The organism is Halovulum dunhuangense (assembly GCF_013093415.1).
Lineage (GTDB): Bacteria > Pseudomonadota > Alphaproteobacteria > Rhodobacterales > Rhodobacteraceae > Halovulum > Halovulum dunhuangense.
In genome coordinates this window covers 1-16,980 of sequence record NZ_JABFBC010000001.1, presented here as the reverse complement: position 1 = coordinate 16,980, position 16,980 = coordinate 1, and the positions used below count along the sequence as shown (strand labels likewise).

Annotated in this window: 16 protein-coding genes and 1 tRNA gene; 13 read left to right on the top strand and 4 right to left on the bottom strand. The window is 66.9% G+C overall.

Translation table 11 applies throughout. The features are described 5' to 3' along the window. The first annotated feature begins 40 nt into the window (after window positions 1–40). From HMH01_RS00085 to HMH01_RS00050, 8 genes are all read left to right on the top strand, one after another. Window positions 41–556 carry a hypothetical protein gene (locus HMH01_RS00085; protein WP_171321260.1) on the top strand — a complete coding sequence of 172 codons (516 nt, stop codon included), beginning with the start codon at window positions 41–43 and terminating at the stop codon, window positions 554–556. Further along, on the top strand, window positions 553–1,554 hold the full coding sequence (locus HMH01_RS00080; RefSeq protein ID WP_171321258.1) for a branched-chain amino acid ABC transporter permease: 1,002 nt from the start codon (window positions 553–555) through the stop codon (window positions 1,552–1,554). Before HMH01_RS00085 ends, HMH01_RS00080 begins: the two co-directional genes overlap by 4 nt. Before the next feature lie 5 nt (window positions 1,555–1,559). Beyond that, entirely contained in the window at window positions 1,560–1,964 is a 405-nt protein-coding gene (locus HMH01_RS00075) for a hypothetical protein (protein WP_171321256.1), read from the top strand. Window positions 1,965–1,967: 3 nt separating this feature from the next. After that, window positions 1,968–3,044 carry a branched-chain amino acid ABC transporter permease gene (locus HMH01_RS00070; RefSeq protein WP_171321254.1) on the top strand — a complete coding sequence of 359 codons (1,077 nt, stop codon included), beginning with the start codon at window positions 1,968–1,970 and terminating at the stop codon, window positions 3,042–3,044. Between the two features lie 68 nt (window positions 3,045–3,112). Beyond that, a complete protein-coding gene (locus tag HMH01_RS00065) occupies window positions 3,113–4,402 on the top strand; it encodes an ABC transporter substrate-binding protein (protein ID WP_171321252.1) in 1,290 nt (429 codons plus the stop codon). Window positions 4,403–4,452: 50 nt separating this feature from the next. Next, on the top strand, window positions 4,453–5,277 hold the full coding sequence (locus HMH01_RS00060; RefSeq protein WP_171321250.1) for an ABC transporter ATP-binding protein: 825 nt from the start codon (window positions 4,453–4,455) through the stop codon (window positions 5,275–5,277). Between the two features lie 49 nt (window positions 5,278–5,326). After that, on the top strand, window positions 5,327–6,547 hold the full coding sequence (locus tag HMH01_RS00055; RefSeq protein ID WP_171325104.1) for a phenylacetate--CoA ligase family protein: 1,221 nt from the start codon (window positions 5,327–5,329) through the stop codon (window positions 6,545–6,547). A 19-nt stretch (window positions 6,548–6,566) separates the two neighbouring features. Next, the gene (locus HMH01_RS00050; protein ID WP_171321248.1) at window positions 6,567–8,165 is read left to right on the top strand and encodes a peptidoglycan-binding protein; all 1,599 of its coding nucleotides are present in this window, start codon (window positions 6,567–6,569) and stop codon (window positions 8,163–8,165) included. 71 nt (window positions 8,166–8,236) lie between these two features. Here HMH01_RS00050 and ykgO read toward each other — a convergent pair whose 3' ends face one another. Both ykgO and HMH01_RS00040 read right to left on the bottom strand, forming a co-directional pair. Next, window positions 8,237–8,362 carry a type B 50S ribosomal protein L36 gene (gene ykgO, locus HMH01_RS00045; protein WP_008231708.1) on the bottom strand — a complete coding sequence of 42 codons (126 nt, stop codon included), beginning with the start codon at window positions 8,360–8,362 and terminating at the stop codon, window positions 8,237–8,239. Between the two features lie 80 nt (window positions 8,363–8,442). Then, window positions 8,443–8,517: transfer RNA gene (locus tag HMH01_RS00040), tRNA-Val, on the bottom strand. 135 nt (window positions 8,518–8,652) lie between these two features. On the opposite strand from HMH01_RS00040, the gene HMH01_RS00035 reads away from it, so the two are divergent. Beyond that, window positions 8,653–9,510, top strand: a complete 858-nt coding sequence (locus HMH01_RS00035; protein WP_171321239.1) for an N-formylglutamate amidohydrolase — start codon at window positions 8,653–8,655, stop codon at window positions 9,508–9,510. Between the two features lie 247 nt (window positions 9,511–9,757). Here HMH01_RS00035 and HMH01_RS00030 read toward each other — a convergent pair whose 3' ends face one another. After that, window positions 9,758–11,011, bottom strand: coding sequence for a DNA polymerase IV (locus tag HMH01_RS00030; RefSeq protein ID WP_171321237.1), 1,254 nt, complete (start codon window positions 11,009–11,011; stop codon window positions 9,758–9,760). A 90-nt stretch (window positions 11,012–11,101) separates the two neighbouring features. Between HMH01_RS00030 and HMH01_RS00025 the strand changes: the two genes are divergently transcribed. Continuing rightward, window positions 11,102–11,677, top strand: coding sequence for a hypothetical protein (locus HMH01_RS00025; protein ID WP_171321235.1), 576 nt, complete (start codon window positions 11,102–11,104; stop codon window positions 11,675–11,677). Between the two features lie 3 nt (window positions 11,678–11,680). Here the strand turns inward: HMH01_RS00025 and pyrF are convergent, their stop codons facing one another. Continuing rightward, the gene (gene pyrF, locus HMH01_RS00020; protein ID WP_171321233.1) at window positions 11,681–12,373 is read right to left on the bottom strand and encodes an orotidine-5'-phosphate decarboxylase; all 693 of its coding nucleotides are present in this window, start codon (window positions 12,371–12,373) and stop codon (window positions 11,681–11,683) included. A 157-nt stretch (window positions 12,374–12,530) separates the two neighbouring features. Between pyrF and clpB the strand changes: the two genes are divergently transcribed. From clpB to msrQ, 3 genes are all read left to right on the top strand, one after another. Beyond that, window positions 12,531–15,140, top strand: coding sequence for an ATP-dependent chaperone ClpB (clpB, locus tag HMH01_RS00015; RefSeq protein ID WP_171321232.1), 2,610 nt, complete (start codon window positions 12,531–12,533; stop codon window positions 15,138–15,140). Between the two features lie 219 nt (window positions 15,141–15,359). Next, entirely contained in the window at window positions 15,360–16,295 is a 936-nt protein-coding gene (gene msrP / locus HMH01_RS00010; RefSeq protein ID WP_171321230.1) for a protein-methionine-sulfoxide reductase catalytic subunit MsrP, read from the top strand. Then, window positions 16,295–16,918 (top strand): protein-methionine-sulfoxide reductase heme-binding subunit MsrQ, encoded by a 624-nt coding sequence (msrQ, locus tag HMH01_RS00005; RefSeq protein ID WP_171321228.1) that lies wholly within the window; start codon window positions 16,295–16,297, stop codon window positions 16,916–16,918. Before msrP ends, msrQ begins: the two co-directional genes overlap by 1 nt. Window positions 16,919–16,980: the final 62 nt, after the last annotated feature.

Here is a 16,980-nt window from a genome sequence, read left to right as displayed (position 1 = left end):
AACAGGCGTAACGAGGGTGTCGAGTGTGGGACAGCGAGTGATGATGCTGCTGGCCGTGCTTGTGGCGGGCAGCGCGGCCGCCCAGCAGGTGGCCGGTGACAGGGACGCGGCAACGGAGATGATCCGGGCGATGGAACAGAACTGCCTGCCCAAGCTGGCCGCGGATGGGGTCTTTCCCGTCCTCGGCGTCCGTCCGGCCGAGCCGGCGCTGGCAAGCGCGCTGCTGCCGGCGGGCGACGGGATCGTCTGGCGCACTTCGCATCCGGGCGTCGTGGTCGTCAGCCCCTCCGCGCCGCATGCGTGCCAGGTGCTGGCCGAGGGGGTGGACCGGGACGCGCTGTCGGCGGCGCTGGCCGAAAGGGTCGCTTCCGGCGCCCTGGTGCTGGAGGGTGAACTGCCGCTTGGCCCGCGCGACCAGCGGGGGCTCTATCTCTACGCGCCGGCCGCGGATGGCTACGTTCGCATCCATGTCGCGAACCTGCCCGAGGGGCGCCTGGGCGCCCTGTTCACCCGGACCGAGGAAAACCCCGCAGCAGGGAGCGCCCCGAGTCAATGAGCCCGCAATTCCTTTATCTGCTGGAAGTGATCCTGAACGGCCTGATGGCCGGTGTGCTTTACGCGCTGGTGGCGCTGGGCTTCGTGCTGATCTTCAAGGCCTCTGGCATCTTCAACTACGCGCAGGGCATCATGGCCCTGTTCGCCGCCCTCACGCTGGTGGGTATCCAGCAGGGGCAGATCCCTTTCGCGCATCTGATCAATGCGACGCTGGGCACCGACCTTCACGACTTCGGCTGGAACGTGCCCACCTTGCTGGCGATCCTGCTGACGATGGCGGTGATGGTGCTTTTCGCCTGGGCGGTCGAGGCGCTGGTCCTGAAGCACCTGGTCAACCAGGAGCCGATCATCCTGTTCATGGCGACCATCGGGCTTGCCTATTTCATGGAAGGCTTCGGCGACCTGATGTGGGGCTCGGACATCAAGTCGCTTGATGTCGGCCTGCCGTCGGGCGGCTCTTTCTGGCTGGAAGAAGTGACCATGGGCTGGGCAGCCGAGGGCACCGACTATTACGGCATGTATATCGACCTGCTCGACGTCTGGGCCACGATGATCGCCGTGGTGCTGGTGATCGGGCTGATGCTGTTCTCGCAATACACCCGGATCGGGCGCGCCCTGCGCGCGGTGGCCGACGACCACCAGGCGGCGCTGTCGGTGGGCATCTCGCTTCGGGTCATCTGGGTCATCGTGTGGTCCATCGCGGGCTTCGTCGCGCTGATCGCCGGCATCATGTGGGGTGCGAAGCTGGGGGTGCAGTTCTCGCTGTCGCTGATCGCGCTCAAGGCGCTGCCGGTGCTGATGCTGGGCGGCTTCACCTCTATTCCCGGCGCCATCGTGGGCGGGTTGATCATCGGGGTGGGCGAGAAGCTGTTCGAGTTCACCGTCGGCCCGCTGATCGGCGGTGCGACCGAGAACTGGTTCGCCTATGTGCTGGCGCTTCTGTTCCTCGTGTTCCGGCCGCAGGGCCTGTTCGGCGAAAAGATCATCGAAAGGGTCTGAGGACGATGCGCAAGCTGATCGACCGCCTGTTCACCGAGGACGAGACGCTGCCGCCTCGCGTGGTGGTGGCGGCCGGCCTTGGCGCCTATGCGCTTCTTCTGCTGCGCCCGTTCATGGGGCCTGTCTCTGCCGCGGTGCTGGGTATCGCGATGATCGCGGCGCTGGCGCTCGTCTGTCTTGCCGTCCTGCGGGAGTTCCTGCCGATGATGGATCCGCGGCACCCGGACGCGGATCGCTTTGTCGTCTGGGGCGGCTTCGCGCTGGCGCTGCTGGTCGGAGGAACCGCCTTCGGGCTGTGGTTCCTGCCGGCGCTGGTGCTCGGGCTCGTGCTTCTGTGGTGGCGGGCCCGCGAATTGTTCGAGGTCTTTCCCTGGTTCGAGACGCCCGGGAACACGGGAGCGAGGCACTAGTCGATGTTCTACCGCGAGGCAGGCGACTTCAAGACGAGCTATGCGGCCGACGGGCAGACCTTTCCCATCGCATTTGACCGCTGGCGCTATTACGCGGTGCTGGCGGTGGCCTTCCTTGCCATTCCGCTCTTCATCACGGAATACAGCGCCAACGCGGTCCTGATCCCGTTCCTGATCTGGTCGATCATCGCTATCGGGCTGAACATCCTGACGGGGTATTGCGGCCAGGTCAGCCTGGGAACCGGGGGGTTCATGGCGGTGGGCGCCTATGCCTCCTACAAGATCATGACGGCGGTGCCGGACCTGAACATCCTGTTCGTCGTGCTTCTGTCGGGCGGTGTCACCGCCGCGGTGGGGATGCTGTTCGGCCTGCCGTCGCTTCGGATCAAGGGCTTCTACCTGGCGGTCGCGACACTGGCGGCGCAATTCTTCCTGGTCTGGCTCTTCAACCGGGTGCCGTGGTTCTACAACTACTCCGCCTCGGGCCAGATCACCACGCAGGAGCGGACCGTCCTCGGATTTGCCGTGACCGGCCCCAACGCGGCGCCCGAAGCGAAATACCTGTTCTGCCTCGTGATCCTGTTCGCCATGGCCTGGGTCGCGCGCAACCTGACGCGCGGCCGCCTGGGCCGGTCCTGGATGGCCATTCGCGACATGGACATCGCCGCCGAGATCATCGGCGTGAACCCGCTCCGCGCCAAGCTGTCGGCCTTTGCCGTGTCGTCCTTCTTCGTGGGCGTCGGCGGCGCGCTGTTCTTCTCGGTCTATCTGGGCGCGGTCGAGGTCGGAGAGGCCTTCGGCATCAACAAGTCCTTCCTTGCACTGTTCATGATCATCATAGGCGGGCTCGGCTCGATCTTCGGCTCCTTCGCGGGGGCGGCCTTCATCGTGCTGCTGCCGGTGTTCCTGAAGAACGTGATGGTGGGTGGCCTGGGCTGGCCCACCGACATCGCGGCGCATTTCGAGTTCGTCATCCTCGGTGCGCTGATCATCGTCTTTCTCATTCTCGAGCCGCATGGGCTGGCCGCCCTCTGGCGCACCGTGAAGGAGAAGCTGCGACTCTGGCCCTTCCCGCACTAGGGCGGGCCCAAATGAGCCACCGGGAAAACCCGGGGCGCGCACATCACCGATCCAAAGGGAGGATTGACATGAGACTGAAGAAAATGGCGACGCTGGCGCTGGCCGGCGTCATGGGCGCAAGCCCGGCGCTGGCGGATCTGGTGTTCCCGTCGCTCAGCTACCGGACCGGCCCCTTCGCCGCGAGCGGCATCCCCTTCGCCGATGGCTATGCCGACTACTTCACGCTTCTGAACGAGCGGGATGGCGGCATCGGCGGCGTGCGGGTGCAGGTGCCCGAATGCGAGACCGCCTACAACACCGAAAAGGGTGTCGAGTGCTACGAGGCGACCAAGGGGCTGGGCGCGCTGGTCTACCAGCCGCTTTCGACCGGCATCACCTACCAGCTGATCCCCAAGGTGACCGCCGACGGGATCCCGATGCACTCGATGGGCTATGGCCGCACCTCGGCCGCGGATGGCACCGTGTTCAACTGGATCTTCAACTATCCCGGAACCTACTGGGATGCCGCGGCGATCATGGTCCAGCACGCCAAGGACGTGTCGGGCGGCAGCCTGGAGGGCAAGACGATCGCGCTGCTCTACCACAACTCCGCCTATGGCAAGGAGCCGATCCGCACGCTGGAAGAGATCGCCAAGAACGAGGGTTACAACCTGACCCTCATTCCGGTGGACAGCCCCGGGCAGGAGCAGAAGTCGCAATGGCTTCAGATCCGTCGCGAACGGCCCGATTTCGTGTTCTTCTGGGGCTGGGGCGTCATGAACCAGGTCGCCGTGCAGGAGGCCGCGAACATCCGCTACCCGATGGAGAACTTCATCGGCGTGTGGTGGTCCGGGGCCGAGCCCGACGTGCTGCCGGCAGGGCAGGGCGCGCATGGCTACAAGTCGGTGAACTTCACCGGCGTCGGTACCGGCTTCCCGATCTTCGAGGACATCCAGACCCATGTCGTGGACAAGGGCCTTGCCGCCGGTGACGGGCAGAGCATCGGCCAGGTGCAGTACAACCGTGGGCTCTATGCAGCGATGCTGGCCGCCGAGGCGGCGCGCAGGGCGCAGGAGATCCATGGCGTGGCCGACATCACGCCCGCGATGATGCGCGACGGGATGGAGGCGCTGGAGATCACCTCGGCGCGGATGGCCGAGCTTGGGCTGCCCGATTTCGCCCCCGAGATCACCGTGACCTGTGCCAACCATTCCGGCCCCGGCAAGGCGCTGGTGCAGCAGTGGGACGCCGAGGCGAAGGTGTGGAACGCGATCACCGATTTCATGACCGCCGATCGCAGCGTGATCGACGTGCTCGTGAAGGAGGACAGCGCCGCCTTCGCCGCGGAAAGCGGCATCACCCCGCGCAGCTGCAACTGACGCAACCCGCCGCGCCCCATGGCGGGGCGCGGCACCCCTCGGAGGAGCCGATGCGCGACACGACCCCGGACGAGCAGCCCCTGCTCGAGGTCAACAATATCGAGGTGATCTACAACCACGTCATCCTGGTGCTGAAGGGCGTCAGCCTGTCGGTGCCAAAGGGCGGGGTCACCGCGCTTCTGGGCGGCAACGGCGCGGGCAAGACGACCACGCTCAAGGCGATTTCCAATCTTCTCCACTCCGAGCGGGGAGAGATCACGAAGGGCTCGATCCTCTACCGTGGCGAGAGGGTGGGCAATCTCAGCCCCTCGGACCTGGTGAAGAAGGGCGTCATCCAGGTGATGGAGGGGCGCCACTGTTTCGAGCACCTGACCATCGAGGAAAACCTGATGACCGGGGCCTATACCCGGCGTGACGGCAAGGGCGCGGTCGCGGCGGATCTGGAAATGGTCTACGCCTATTTCCCCCGCCTGAAGGAGCGCCGCAAGAGCCAGGCCGGCTATACCTCCGGCGGCGAGCAGCAGATGTGCGCCATCGGCCGGGCCCTGATGAGCCGGCCCGAGACGGTGCTTCTGGACGAGCCGTCCATGGGGCTTGCGCCGCAACTGGTCGAGGAGATCTTCGGCATCGTCAAGGCGCTGAACGAGAACGAGGGTGTCAGCTTCCTTCTGGCTGAGCAGAACACCAACGTCGCCCTGCGTTTCGCCCATTACGGCTATATCCTCGAGTCGGGGCGGATCGTGATGGATGGCCCCGCCACACAGCTGCGCGAGAACCCGGACGTGAAGGAGTTCTACCTTGGCATGTCCGACAAGGGGCGGAAGTCCTTCCGCGACGTGCGCAGCTATCGGCGCCGGAAACGCTGGCTGTCGTAAGGGGGTGGGGCATCACCGAAAAAGAGAAAGGCGCGCGATGACCGAACGCTTGGCGCATTACGACGATCTGGAAACCCGCAGCCCCGAGGAACGCGAAGCGCACTGGGCGCGCGCGCTGCCCGCGCAGATCGCCAACGCACAGGAACGCGCGCCATCCATGGCGGCGCTTCTCGGAGAGGTGGATGCCGCAACGATCACCGACCGGCAGGCGCTGGCGCGGCTGCCGGTGTTGCGCAAGGCCGACCTGATGGGACCACAGGCCGCGAACCCGCCCCTGGGGGGCTTTGCCACCCGGCCTGCGACCGCGTTCCACCATCTCTACATGTCGCCCGGGCCCATCTTCGAGCCGGGCGACACGACCCGTGACTGGTGGCGCTTCGGCCGCTTCCTGCACGCGCTCGGGATCGGCCCCGGCGACATCGTGCAGAACTGCTTTTCCTACCACCTGACCCCGGCGGGCGCGATGTTCGAAAATGCCATCGCAGCGGTGGCCGCGACCGTCGTGCCAGCCGGCACCGGACAGACGGAGTTGCAGGCGCAGGCCGGCGCCGCGCTTGGCGTCACCGCCTATGCGGGCACGCCCGATTTCCTGAAGGCGATCCTCGACAGGGCGGATGCGCTGGGCCTGAGCCTGTCGATCCGCAAGGCCGCCGTCTCGGGCGGGGCGCTGTTCCCCTCGCTGCGGGCGGCATACGAGGGGCGCGGCATCACCTGCCGCCAGTGCTATGCCACCGCCGACCTGGGCCTGATCGCCTACGAGTCGGACGCGATGGAGGGGATGATCGTAGACGAGGGGGTGCTGGTCGAGATCGTGCGCCCCGGCACCGGCGATCCGGTCCCGGACGGCGAGGTGGGCGAGGTCGTGGTGACCACGCTCAACCCCGACTATCCGCTGATCCGTTTCGCCACCGGCGATCTGTCCGCGGTTCTGCCGGGGGAAAGTCCCTGCGGGCGAACGAACATGCGCATCAAGGGCTGGATGGGCCGGGCCGACCAGACGACAAAGATCAAGGGCATGTTCGTGCGCCCCGAACAGGTCGCCCAACTGGCTGCCCGCCACCCGGAGGCGGGGCGGCTGCGTATCGTCGTCACCCGCGAGGGAGAGCAGGACGCGATGCTGGTCCAGGCTGACGGTGCCGCGGCGGACGAGGCTGCGCTGGGCGAGAGTCTTTCCGCCGTTCTCAAGCTGCGTGGCCGGGTGGAGATTGTGCCGCAGGGCAGTTTGCCCAATGATGGCAAGGTGATCGACGATCGCCGCAGTTATGACTGACACATGAAGGATGCTCGCCATGACCCCTCGACGCACCGCGCTGACCTCGATGCTTGCGCTGGCTCTCGGGGCCGGGCCGCTCTGGGCGGCGGACATGGCGCTGGTTCTGACCGAAAGCGGCGCGCTTCTGGGGGCGGAGCCCGCGCATGATGCGCGGGTGCGCGCCTACAGGGATGCGGGATACGACATAACCGAGGGCTTCGATCTGGACCGCGCTGACCTCGCGCGCCTGCTCGAGGATTTCGAGGCCGAGCTTGAGGATGCCGACCGCCTGGTTATCCACCTGACCGGCCGGATGGAACAGGCGGGCGGCGTCCCGGTCCTTCTTCCGCGCGAGGCGGAGGGGGAAAGCAGTACGGCGCTACTGACATCGGGCGTGCCTCTCGGGCTGTTTCTCGATTTCGCCACTCAAAGCCCTGGGCAGAGCTTCTTGGCGCTTGGCCGGGCCGCCGCCCCGGACGCGCCCGGCCTGACGCTCAGCGTTCCCGACGGCGTCGTGGTGATGCGGGGGGCGCCCGATACGGTGTCCGGACTGGTGACGGGGGCGATGATCGGTGCCGGTCTGCCGCCGACGGCAATCGACGCGACGGCAGCCGGGGTCGTGTTCGAGGGTGATCTTTCCGCGGATCTGCGCCTGGGCCGCACCGGCAGCACGCCTGCCGCCCCGGCCCCGACGCCATCCCCCGAGCCTGAGCCCGCGACACCCGAGGCGATGGAGGCGGCCCTGGGCCTGAGCGTCGAACAGCGGCGCGAAATCCAGCGCAACCTGACGGCGCTGGGCCAGAATACCCGCGGGATCGACGGCATCTTCGGTCCCGGCACCCGCGCCGCGATCCGTGCATGGGAAGAAGAGGCCGGGCGCGAGGCGGACGGCTACCTGACCCGCCGGGAGATCGACCAGCTGGCGCGCGACGCCGATGCCGCGCGCGCCGAGCAGGCCGCGAGGGAACGCGCGGACCGCGACGCCTGGGCGACGGCACAGGGCACCGACTCGGTCGAGGCCTATCGCCGCTATCTCGACCGCTATCCGCGCGGGATATTCGCGCGGCGCGCCGAAGAGCGCATTGCCGTGCTCGAGGCCGAGCGGGCCGACCGGCAGGACTGGGCGCGGGCCCAGGATGCAGACACGATCGCGGGTTATCGCCGCTATCTCGACGCGCATCCCGACGGGCTGTTCGTCGAGCGTGCGCGCGAACGCATTGTCGCGCTGGGCGGCGACGTCGAATCCCCGCGCGAGCGGGCCGACCGCGAGACCTGGGCCGCCGCGCAGTCGCAGGACACGATCGCTGCCTATAGCGACTATCTTGACCGCTACCCGCGCGGGATGTTCGCCGAACGCGCGGAGAATCGGATCGAGGCGCTGCGCGATGCCTCAAGGGAGGAAGAGCGCGCCGTCGAACGCGCCCGCGAGGAAGAGCGTCGCCAGGGTCTCAACATCGCGTCGATCCTGCTTATCGAGGCGCGGCTGGCGCTACTGGGCTTCAATCCCGGTACGGTCGATGGCCGCATCGACGATACGGCACGCGGGGCTATCCGCAGTTTCCAGGACCGCAACGGCCTGACCGTCAGCGGCTATCTGGACAACGATACGATGCAGCGCCTGGTGGGCGGGCGATAAGGTTGCCGTGGGTGCCCTGAAACAAGAAAGCCGCCCGGAGGGCGGCTTTTTCGTATCTATCTGGCGGCGTTTCAGCCTTGGCGGGCCTTGAAGCGGCGCTGGGTCTTGTTGATCACATAGACCCGACCCTTGCGGCGCACGATCCGGCAATCGCGGTGGCGCTGCTTGAGGGACCGAAGCGAGTTCCTGACCTTCATGGTCGTTCTCCTTGTCTCTCTTGGCGCGCGGCGTTGCCTGCGCCCTGGTTGCGGTTTGCGCCTTGCGGCGGCGGGGTGAATGGTGGGCGTAACTGGGATTGAACCAGTGACCCCTTCGATGTCAACGAAGTGCTCTCCCGCTGAGCTATACGCCCGAAACTGGTCACAAGGGCCGAAGCGACCCCCGCGTGAGGCGTTCGTATAAAAGGAGTCGGTGACGGGTTCAAGACCTTTTGCCAGCCACCGCTTTGCATTACATTCCGTTCCAACCGAGCCGGAGCATCGTGGCAGTGACAAAGCCTTTCATCCTGAGCGAACCGCGCGAATGGACATCTCCGGCGGTGTTCAGCTCGCCCCATTCGGGAACGGCCTATCCCGCGGATTTCCTTGCCTCTGCGGATCTCGATCCCATGATGATCCGTTCGTCCGAGGACGCCTTCGTGGACCGCCTCTATGCCGCGGCCCCGGATCATGGCGCGCCGCTTCTGGCGGCGACCCTGCCACGGGCCTATGTCGACGTGAACCGCGCCGCGGACGAGCTGGATCCGGCCCTGATCGCCGGGGCGCAGCGGCGTTGCGCCAATCCAAGGGTCTCTGCCGGGCTGGGCGTGATCCCGCGCGTGGTGGCCGAGGGGCGACCGATCCGCCAGGGCAAGATCCCGCTGCGCGAGGCGCTCAAGCGGCTGCGCCTGGGCTACCACCCCTATCACGAACAGCTCGAGGCGCTTCTGTCGCGCCAGCGCGATACATTCGGCGTGGCGCTTCTGTTCGACTGCCACTCCATGCCGCACGACGCGCTGTGTTCCGCCCCGATGGTTCGGGGGCGGCGGCCGGATGTCGTGCTGGGCGACCGCTTCGGCGCGGCCTGCGCGCGCTGGGTGATCGAGGCGGCGGCCGAGTTGTTCACCGCGCAGGGTTTCGTCGTGGCCCGCAATGCGCCCTTTGCGGGGGGCTATATCACGCAGCATTACGGCCGCCCGTCGCGCAACATGCATGCCCTTCAGATCGAGATCGACCGTGCGCTCTACATGGATGAGCGTCGGCTGGTTCCGAACGACCGCTTCGAGGATGTGGCGGCGCGGCTTTCCGCGATCCTTGCGCAGATGGCGCGGCTGGGCGACGCGGCGACCCCATTGGCTGCCGAATAGCCCTGTCTCTCCACAAAAAAAGGCCGCGCACGAGGCGCGGCCCAAGTCTGGGGAGGAAACGCCCGGAACGGGCGTATGATGCAGCGCATCATTGGACCGATATTATTGTGCGTCGCAGCATAGTCAATGCGCCGGAACGTGATGAGGTGCGGAAAATGCGCCAGGCGCGCTGACTGCCCAAGCCTGTGGCACATTCGTTCGAAAAACAGGCACCTGCGGCAGGTCACAAGCGCCTGTGCCGGCATGATCAGCGCAGTGCCCGCCCCTTCACGATCGCATCCGTGCCGAAACGGGCGCGAATCCTGTCCGCTGCCCGCTCGGCGGCGTGCCGGCGCCTGGCCTCCGGGTCCAGCAGATCCGCTGACAGATCGGCCTGCGCGCCGGATCCCAGTTCCGACAGTCCGATACCCAGCAGCCGGAACGGCGCTTCCGGCAGGGCGCGTGCCAGCAGCGGCCCGGCACTGGCATGGATCACGCCCGCAAGTTGTGTCGGCTCTGGCAGGGCCACGCGGCGTGTCAGGAGGCGATGGTCGGCGCGCTTCAGTTTCAGCGTGACGACGCGCCCGGCCAGGTCCTGCGCCTTGAGCCGCGCCGATACCTTGTCCGCCAGCCTCCAGAGATGGCCGTCCAGCAGGTCGGGGTCCGTGATGTCATGTGAAAAAGTCGTCTCGTTCGACACGGATTTCGCCGCCGATCCGGGCGATACGGGGCGCGTGTCCTCCCCCCGAGCAAGCCGGTAGAGCCGTTCGCCCATCTGGCCGTAACGCGCGATCAGGTCGCGCCGGTCACGGCGCAGCAGGTCGGCGATGGTCCGGATCCCGTCCTGTGCCAGCGTTTCGCGGGTCGATGCGCCGACACCCCAGATCATCCCGACCTTCTGCCGCGCAAGGAATTCCGGCGCTTCGGCCACACCCAGCACCGAGAAGCCGCGCGGCTTTTCCAGGTCGGATGCGATCTTGGCGAGGAACTTGTTGTGCGACAGCCCGACCGAGGCGGTCACGCCGATCTCTGTTTCGATCCGGCGCACCAGCCGCGCCATCAGCACGGCGGGTGGCGCATGATGCAGCCGGTCGGTGCCGGACAGGTCCAGAAACGCCTCGTCCAGCGACAGCGGCTCGACCAGCGGGGTCAGATCTTCCATCAGGGCGCGGATCTGGCGTGAAACGGCGACATAGGCATCCATCCGCGGACGGACCACCGCGGCCTCGGGGCAGAGTTTCAGGGCCTGGAACATCGGCATGGCCGACCGCACGCCCTTGATCCGGGCGATATAGCAGGCGGTGGTCACCACGCCCCGCTGCCCGCCCCCCACGATCAGCGGGCGGTCGCGCAGCGCGGGATCGTCGCGCTTCTCGACCGAGGCGTAGAAAGCGTCGCAATCGATATGGGCGATCGACAGCCGCGTGAGTTCCGGATGGGACAGCAGCCGCGGGCTGCCGCAGTGCGGGCAGCGTCCCGGCGCCGGGATCAGGCGGCAGCAATCGCGGCAGAGCGTTTCCATGCCGGCACGATAGCACTGGCGCAAGGGGCGTGGAACGGTGGGCGCGGGGGCGCTACAGTCTGGGCAGACGCCAGAGCCGACCGGAACCAGATGCTTCGCCTTGCCCTTTTGCTGACGACCTTGCTGCTGGGGGCCTGCGCCCCCCGCCCCGAAGGACCGCCACCCGCCCCGACCGCTGCCGGGATCGAGGCGCTGACGCGGGGTATCGCCGATCTCGGGCCCGGCGTGGACCCGGAAGAGGCCGCGCGCGCGGCGCGGATCGCCAAGGAATACAGCCACAGCCTGGCGCTGGCCTATGGCGTGACGGACCCGCCGCTTGTCCACAACACAAAGGTGAATCTGGGCCTGCGGCCGCGCGGCCTGTGCTACCAGTGGGCAGACGACCTGCAGGCGCGGTTGGCGCAGGAGGGGTTCCGGACCCTGACACTGCATCGGGCCATCGCCAATGCCGACAACCCGTTCCGCATCGATCACAGCACGCTGATCGTCAGCCGAACGGGCGACGGCTATGCCGAGGGGCTGGTGCTCGATCCGTGGAGGCAGGGTGGCGTGCTGTTCTGGGCGCCGGTCAAGAGCGACCCGGACTATGCATGGCAGCCCAGAGAGATGGTGCTGGCGCGCAAGCTGACGGCGAAGTCGGTCAGCGGGCGGGCCGTCCCGCGTTAAGCGTCACGGCAGTTCAGCCAGGATCGACCGCGCGGCCTCGGCGGGGTCGGGCGCGTTCCAGACGGGGCGGCCGACCACGATGTGATCCGCACCGTTGTTGATCGCGCCCGCGGGCGTCGCGATACGCTTCTGGTCGCCCTTGGCGCTGCCCAGCGGGCGGATGCCGGGGGTCACGATCAGCTTGCCCCGGGCCTCTGGCAGATCGCGGATCGCGCGGGCTTCCTCGGCCGAGGCGATGACGCCGTCGGCGCCGGCAAGGAAGGCAAGCCGCGCCCGCTCCAGCACGATATCCGCCACCGATCCGGGGCGCATCAACGCCAGGTCCAGATCGGTGCGGTCCGAGGATGTCAGCACCGTCACCGCAAGGATCTTCGTCTGCTTGTCGCCGCGCCCCGCAGCGGCCGCGGAGACCACGTTCGGGTCGCCATGGACGGTCAGGAAGTCGATGTCCCAGCGGCAGAGCCCGGTGACCGCCGCCTCTACCGTGGCGGGGATGTCGAACAGCTTCATGTCGAGAAAGACGCGCTTGCCCTTCTGCTTGAGTTCGTCAGCAAGGGCGAGGCCCCCGCCGGTCAGCATGCCCAGTCCGATCTTGTAGAAGGTGACGTCGGGCCCGAGCCGTTCGGCCATGCGCAGCCCTTCCAGCGCGTTCGGCAGGTCGAGCGCGACGATGAGGCGATCGTTGGGGTTCTGCATGGCGGTATCTCCGGGCTGGGTCCGGCCGGGTGTGCCGCAGGGCCGGTTGCGATGCAAGGGTCTTGCAGGGCTGCGGACACGAACCCATTTCAATGCAGAGGCCTGGGAGGCGTGCCAGCGTTGGGCGTATCCCGGGTGCCAGACAAGGAGAAATGCGATGAACTTCGACAAGTTCACCGAGCGTGCACGCGGCTTCGTGCAGGCCGCTCAGACCATTGCCGCGCGCGAAAGCCACCAGCGGCTTGTTCCGGAACATCTGCTGAAGGCGCTGCTCGACGACGAGCAGGGTTTCGCCGCGAACCTCATCCGCCGCGCGGGCGGCGACCCGGCCTTCGTGCAGGGTGCGGTGAATGCGTCGCTCGCGAAGCAGCCCCAGGTCGAGGGGGCCGGACAGCTTTATATCGACACCGCTACCGCCAAGGTGCTGGGCGAGGCCGAGGCGCTGGCCAAGAAGGCCGGCGACAGCTTCGTTACCGTCGAGCGGCTGCTTGTGGCGCTTGCGCTTGGCAAGTCCGATGCGGGGCGCGCCCTCAAGGATGGCGGTGTCACGCCGCAGGGGCTGGAAGTCGCGATCGCGGACCTGCGCAAGGGGCGCACGGCGGATTCGGCCAGCGCCGAGGACAGTTTCGAGGCGCTGAAGAAATATGCCCGCGACCTGACCGAGGCGGCGCGCGAGGGCAAGATCGACCCGATCATCGGCCGCGACGAGGAAATCCGCCGCGCCATGCAGGTGCTGAGCCGCCGCACGAAGAACAACCCCGTGCTGATCGGCGAACCCGGCGTCGGCAAGACCGCCATCGCCGAGGGGCTGGCCCTGCGCATCGTGAACCGCGACGTCCCCGAGAGCCTGGAGAACAAGCGCCTGATGGCGCTCGACATGGGCGCGCTGATCGCCGGCGCGAAGTATCGGGGCGAGTTCGAGGAGCGGCTGAAGGCGGTGCTGAACGAAGTGACCCACGCCGCGGGCGAGATCATCCTTTTCATCGACGAGATGCACACGCTGGTCGGCGCGGGCAAGGCGGACGGTGCGATGGACGCGTCGAACCTGCTGAAACCGGCGCTGGCGCGGGGCGAGCTGCACTGCATCGGGGCGACCACGCTGGACGAGTATCGCAAGCATGTCGAGAAGGACGCGGCGCTGGCGCGGCGTTTCCAGCCCGTCTTCGTGCAGGAGCCGACGGTCGAGGACACCATCTCGATCCTGCGTGGCATCAAGGAGAAGTACGAGGTCCATCACGGGGTGGCGATCTCGGACCGGGCGCTGGTGGCCGCGGCGACGCTCAGCCACCGCTACATCGCCGACCGCTTCCTGCCCGACAAGGCCATCGACCTGATGGACGAGGCGGCAAGCCGCCTGCGCATGGAGGTCGACAGCAAGCCCGAGGCGCTGGACAGCCTGGACCGCGAGATCCTGCAGAAGGAGATCGAGGCCGAGGCGCTGAAGAAGGAAAACGACCCCGCCTCGAAGGACAGGCTGACCGCGCTGACCGAGGAGCTGGCGGTGCTCAAGGAGAAATCCGACGCGATGACCGCCCAGTGGCAGTCCGAGCGTGACAAGATGAGGGGCGAGGCGACGCTGAAGGAACAGCTGGACCAGGCCCGCAACGAGCTGGAGATCGTCAAGCGCCAGGGCAACCTGGCGCGTGCGGGCGAATTGCAGTTCGGCGTGATCCCAGGGCTCGAGAAGCAGCTCGCCGAGGCCGAGAGCCGCAGCGGCGGGATCGCGGACAAGGAGCGCGTCCTGCCCGAGCATGTCGCCGCAGTGGTCGAGCGCTGGACCGGGGTTCCGGTCGACAAGATGCTCGAGGGCGAGCGCGACAAGCTTCTGCGCATGGAAGAGGCGCTGGGCCGCCGCGTCATCGGCCAGCGCGAGGCGGTGGTCGCAGTCTCGAACGCCGTGCGCCGCGCGCGTGCGGGGCTGAGCGATCCGAACCGGCCGATGGGCAGCTTCCTGTTCCTCGGCCCGACCGGGGTCGGCAAGACCGAATTGACCAAGGCGCTGGCCGAGTTCCTGTTCGACGATGACAGCGCCATGACCCGGGTGGACATGTCCGAGTTCATGGAAAAGCACGCCGTCGCCCGCCTGATCGGCGCGCCTCCGGGCTATGTCGGCTATGACGAGGGGGGTGTGCTGACCGAAGCGGTGCGCCGCCGGCCCTATCAGGTGATCCTGTTCGACGAGGTCGAAAAGGCGCATCCCGACGTGTTCAACGTGCTCTTGCAGGTGCTCGATGACGGGCGGCTGACGGACGGACAGGGGCGCGTGGTCGATTTCAAGAACACGCTGATCATCCTGACATCGAACCTTGGCTCGCATCTTCTGAGCGAATTGCCCGATGGCGCGGATGCGGGCGCGGTGCGCGAGCAGGTGCTTGCGGCGGTCAGGGGCCATTTCCGCCCCGAATTCCTGAACCGCCTCGACGAGCAGATCGTGTTCGACCGGCTGAGCCGCGAGAACATGACCGGCATCGTCGACATCCAGCTGGGCCTGCTGGAAAAGCGGCTGGGCGCGCGGAAGATCGGTCTCGAGCTGACGGACGCAGCCCGAAAGTGGCTGGGCGACCGTGGCTACGACCCGGTCTACGGCGCCCGCCCGTTGAAACGGGTGATCCAGAAGTACCTGCAGAACCCGCTGGCCGAGATGCTGCTGAAAGGCGACATCCGCGACGGAGAGACGGCACATGTCGATACGGGTGCCGAGGGGCTGATCATCAACGGGCAGGCTTTTTCGGACGATGCACGCCCGAAGGTGGCGGCGGTGCACTGAGCGCCACGTTGCCCGCCTCGTTGCAAAGGCCCGCCCGGTAATCCGGGCGGGCCTTATTGCTGTCTGCCGGATGCCGGCAAACTATATCCTTTGAATGGCGGGCCGCATCTTCCGGTAGTGGATCACGCCGGCGGGAGCGCGCGGTATCGTGACACCGTGCAACACGGAAAGATGGCATTGAAGCGCTAAGTACACAGACAGGATAAGCGGGAGACCGACATGCTGATCAGACACGCGCCGAAGATCCGATCCTCCGAGATCACACCGAAGGACGTGTATCTCGACCGTCGCAGCCTGATGGCGGGCGGCGCCGCGCTGGCCGGGGCGTCGATGCTGCCAGGCACGGCGGCGGCGAAGCTGGATTACCGCCCCTTTGCCGGAGAGCGGCCGGGCGAGCTGAACAGCTTCGAGGACATCACCTCCTACAACAACTTCTACGAGTTCGGCCTTGGCAAGGACGATCCGAAGCGGCTGGCCGGCGGTCTGACGACCAGCCCCTGGTCCGTCACGATCGACGGGCTGGTGGCGAAGCCCGGCACCTATGCGCTGGAGGATCTGGTCCCGGCAACGCTGGAGGAGCGGATCTATCGCCTGCGCTGCGTCGAGGCGTGGTCGATGGTGGTGCCCTGGATCGGTTTCGAGTTGCGAACGCTGCTGAACCGGGTCGAGCCGCTTGGTTCCGCGAAATACGTCGCCTTCGAGACGCTGGTGCGCCCGGAAGAGATGCCGGGCCAGAAGGGTCTCTTCCAGTCGCTCGACTGGCCCTATGTCGAGGGGCTGCGTCTTGACGAGGCGATGCACCCGCTGACGATCCTGGCGAACGGCCTTTACGGAGAGGAGTTGCCGAACCAGAACGGCGCCCCCCTGCGACTGGTCGTGCCGTGGAAATACGGTTTCAAGTCGATCAAGTCGATCGTGCGGATCACCCTGACAGAGGACGAGCCGCCGGCGACCTGGAACCTCCAGGCGCCCAACGAGTACGGCTTCTATTCCAACGTGAACCCGGAGGTGAGCCACCCGCGCTGGTCCCAGGCGACAGAGCGCGTTGTGGGCGGCGGGCTGTTCGCCGCGCGCCGCGATACCGAGATGTTCAACGGCTATGCCGACGAGGTGGCCGGGCTTTACGCCGGCATGGATCTGTCGAAGTTCTACTGATGACCCTCGCGCAGCGGATCAATGGCAGCCTGCGCCGGGTTCCGACCTGGCCGGGCTATGTCCTGGGCGTGATCCCGGCAGCATGGCTTTGGTACCTGGGCCTCACCGGGGGGCTGGGACCAGAGCCGGTCAAGGCGCTGGAACACGAGCTGGGCAAGATCGCGCTCCAGCTGCTGGTCGCAAGCCTGTGTGTCAGCCCGATCCTGTGGGTGGCGCGGGTCAACCTGATCCGGTTCCGGCGCATGATCGGGCTTCTCGCCTTCTTCTACGTTGTGATGCATTTCGCCGTGTACCTGTTCCTGGACCTGCGTCTGAACTGGGCGCAGATCGGCGAGGATCTGACCAAGCGGCCCTACATCATTCTAGGGGCGATCAGCCTGCTGGCGCTGATTCCGGTGGCGCTCACGTCGAACGACCGCTCGGTCAGAAGGCTCGGCTCGGCGCTGTGGGGGCGGATTCACTGGCTTGTCTATCCCGCAAGCATCGGGGCGGCCGCGCATTACCTGTGGCTGGTGAAAGCCTGGCCGCTCGAGCCGATCCTCTACCTTGCAATCATGGTGGGGCTGGTGGCGTGGCGGCCGCTGCGCAAGGCTGCCCGAACACGGCAGCGGCAGGTCGCCTGAAAAATTATTGTTCAAAAACATGATCTTAGAATGGGACTGCAATTTTTTTGTCATTTTCTGCT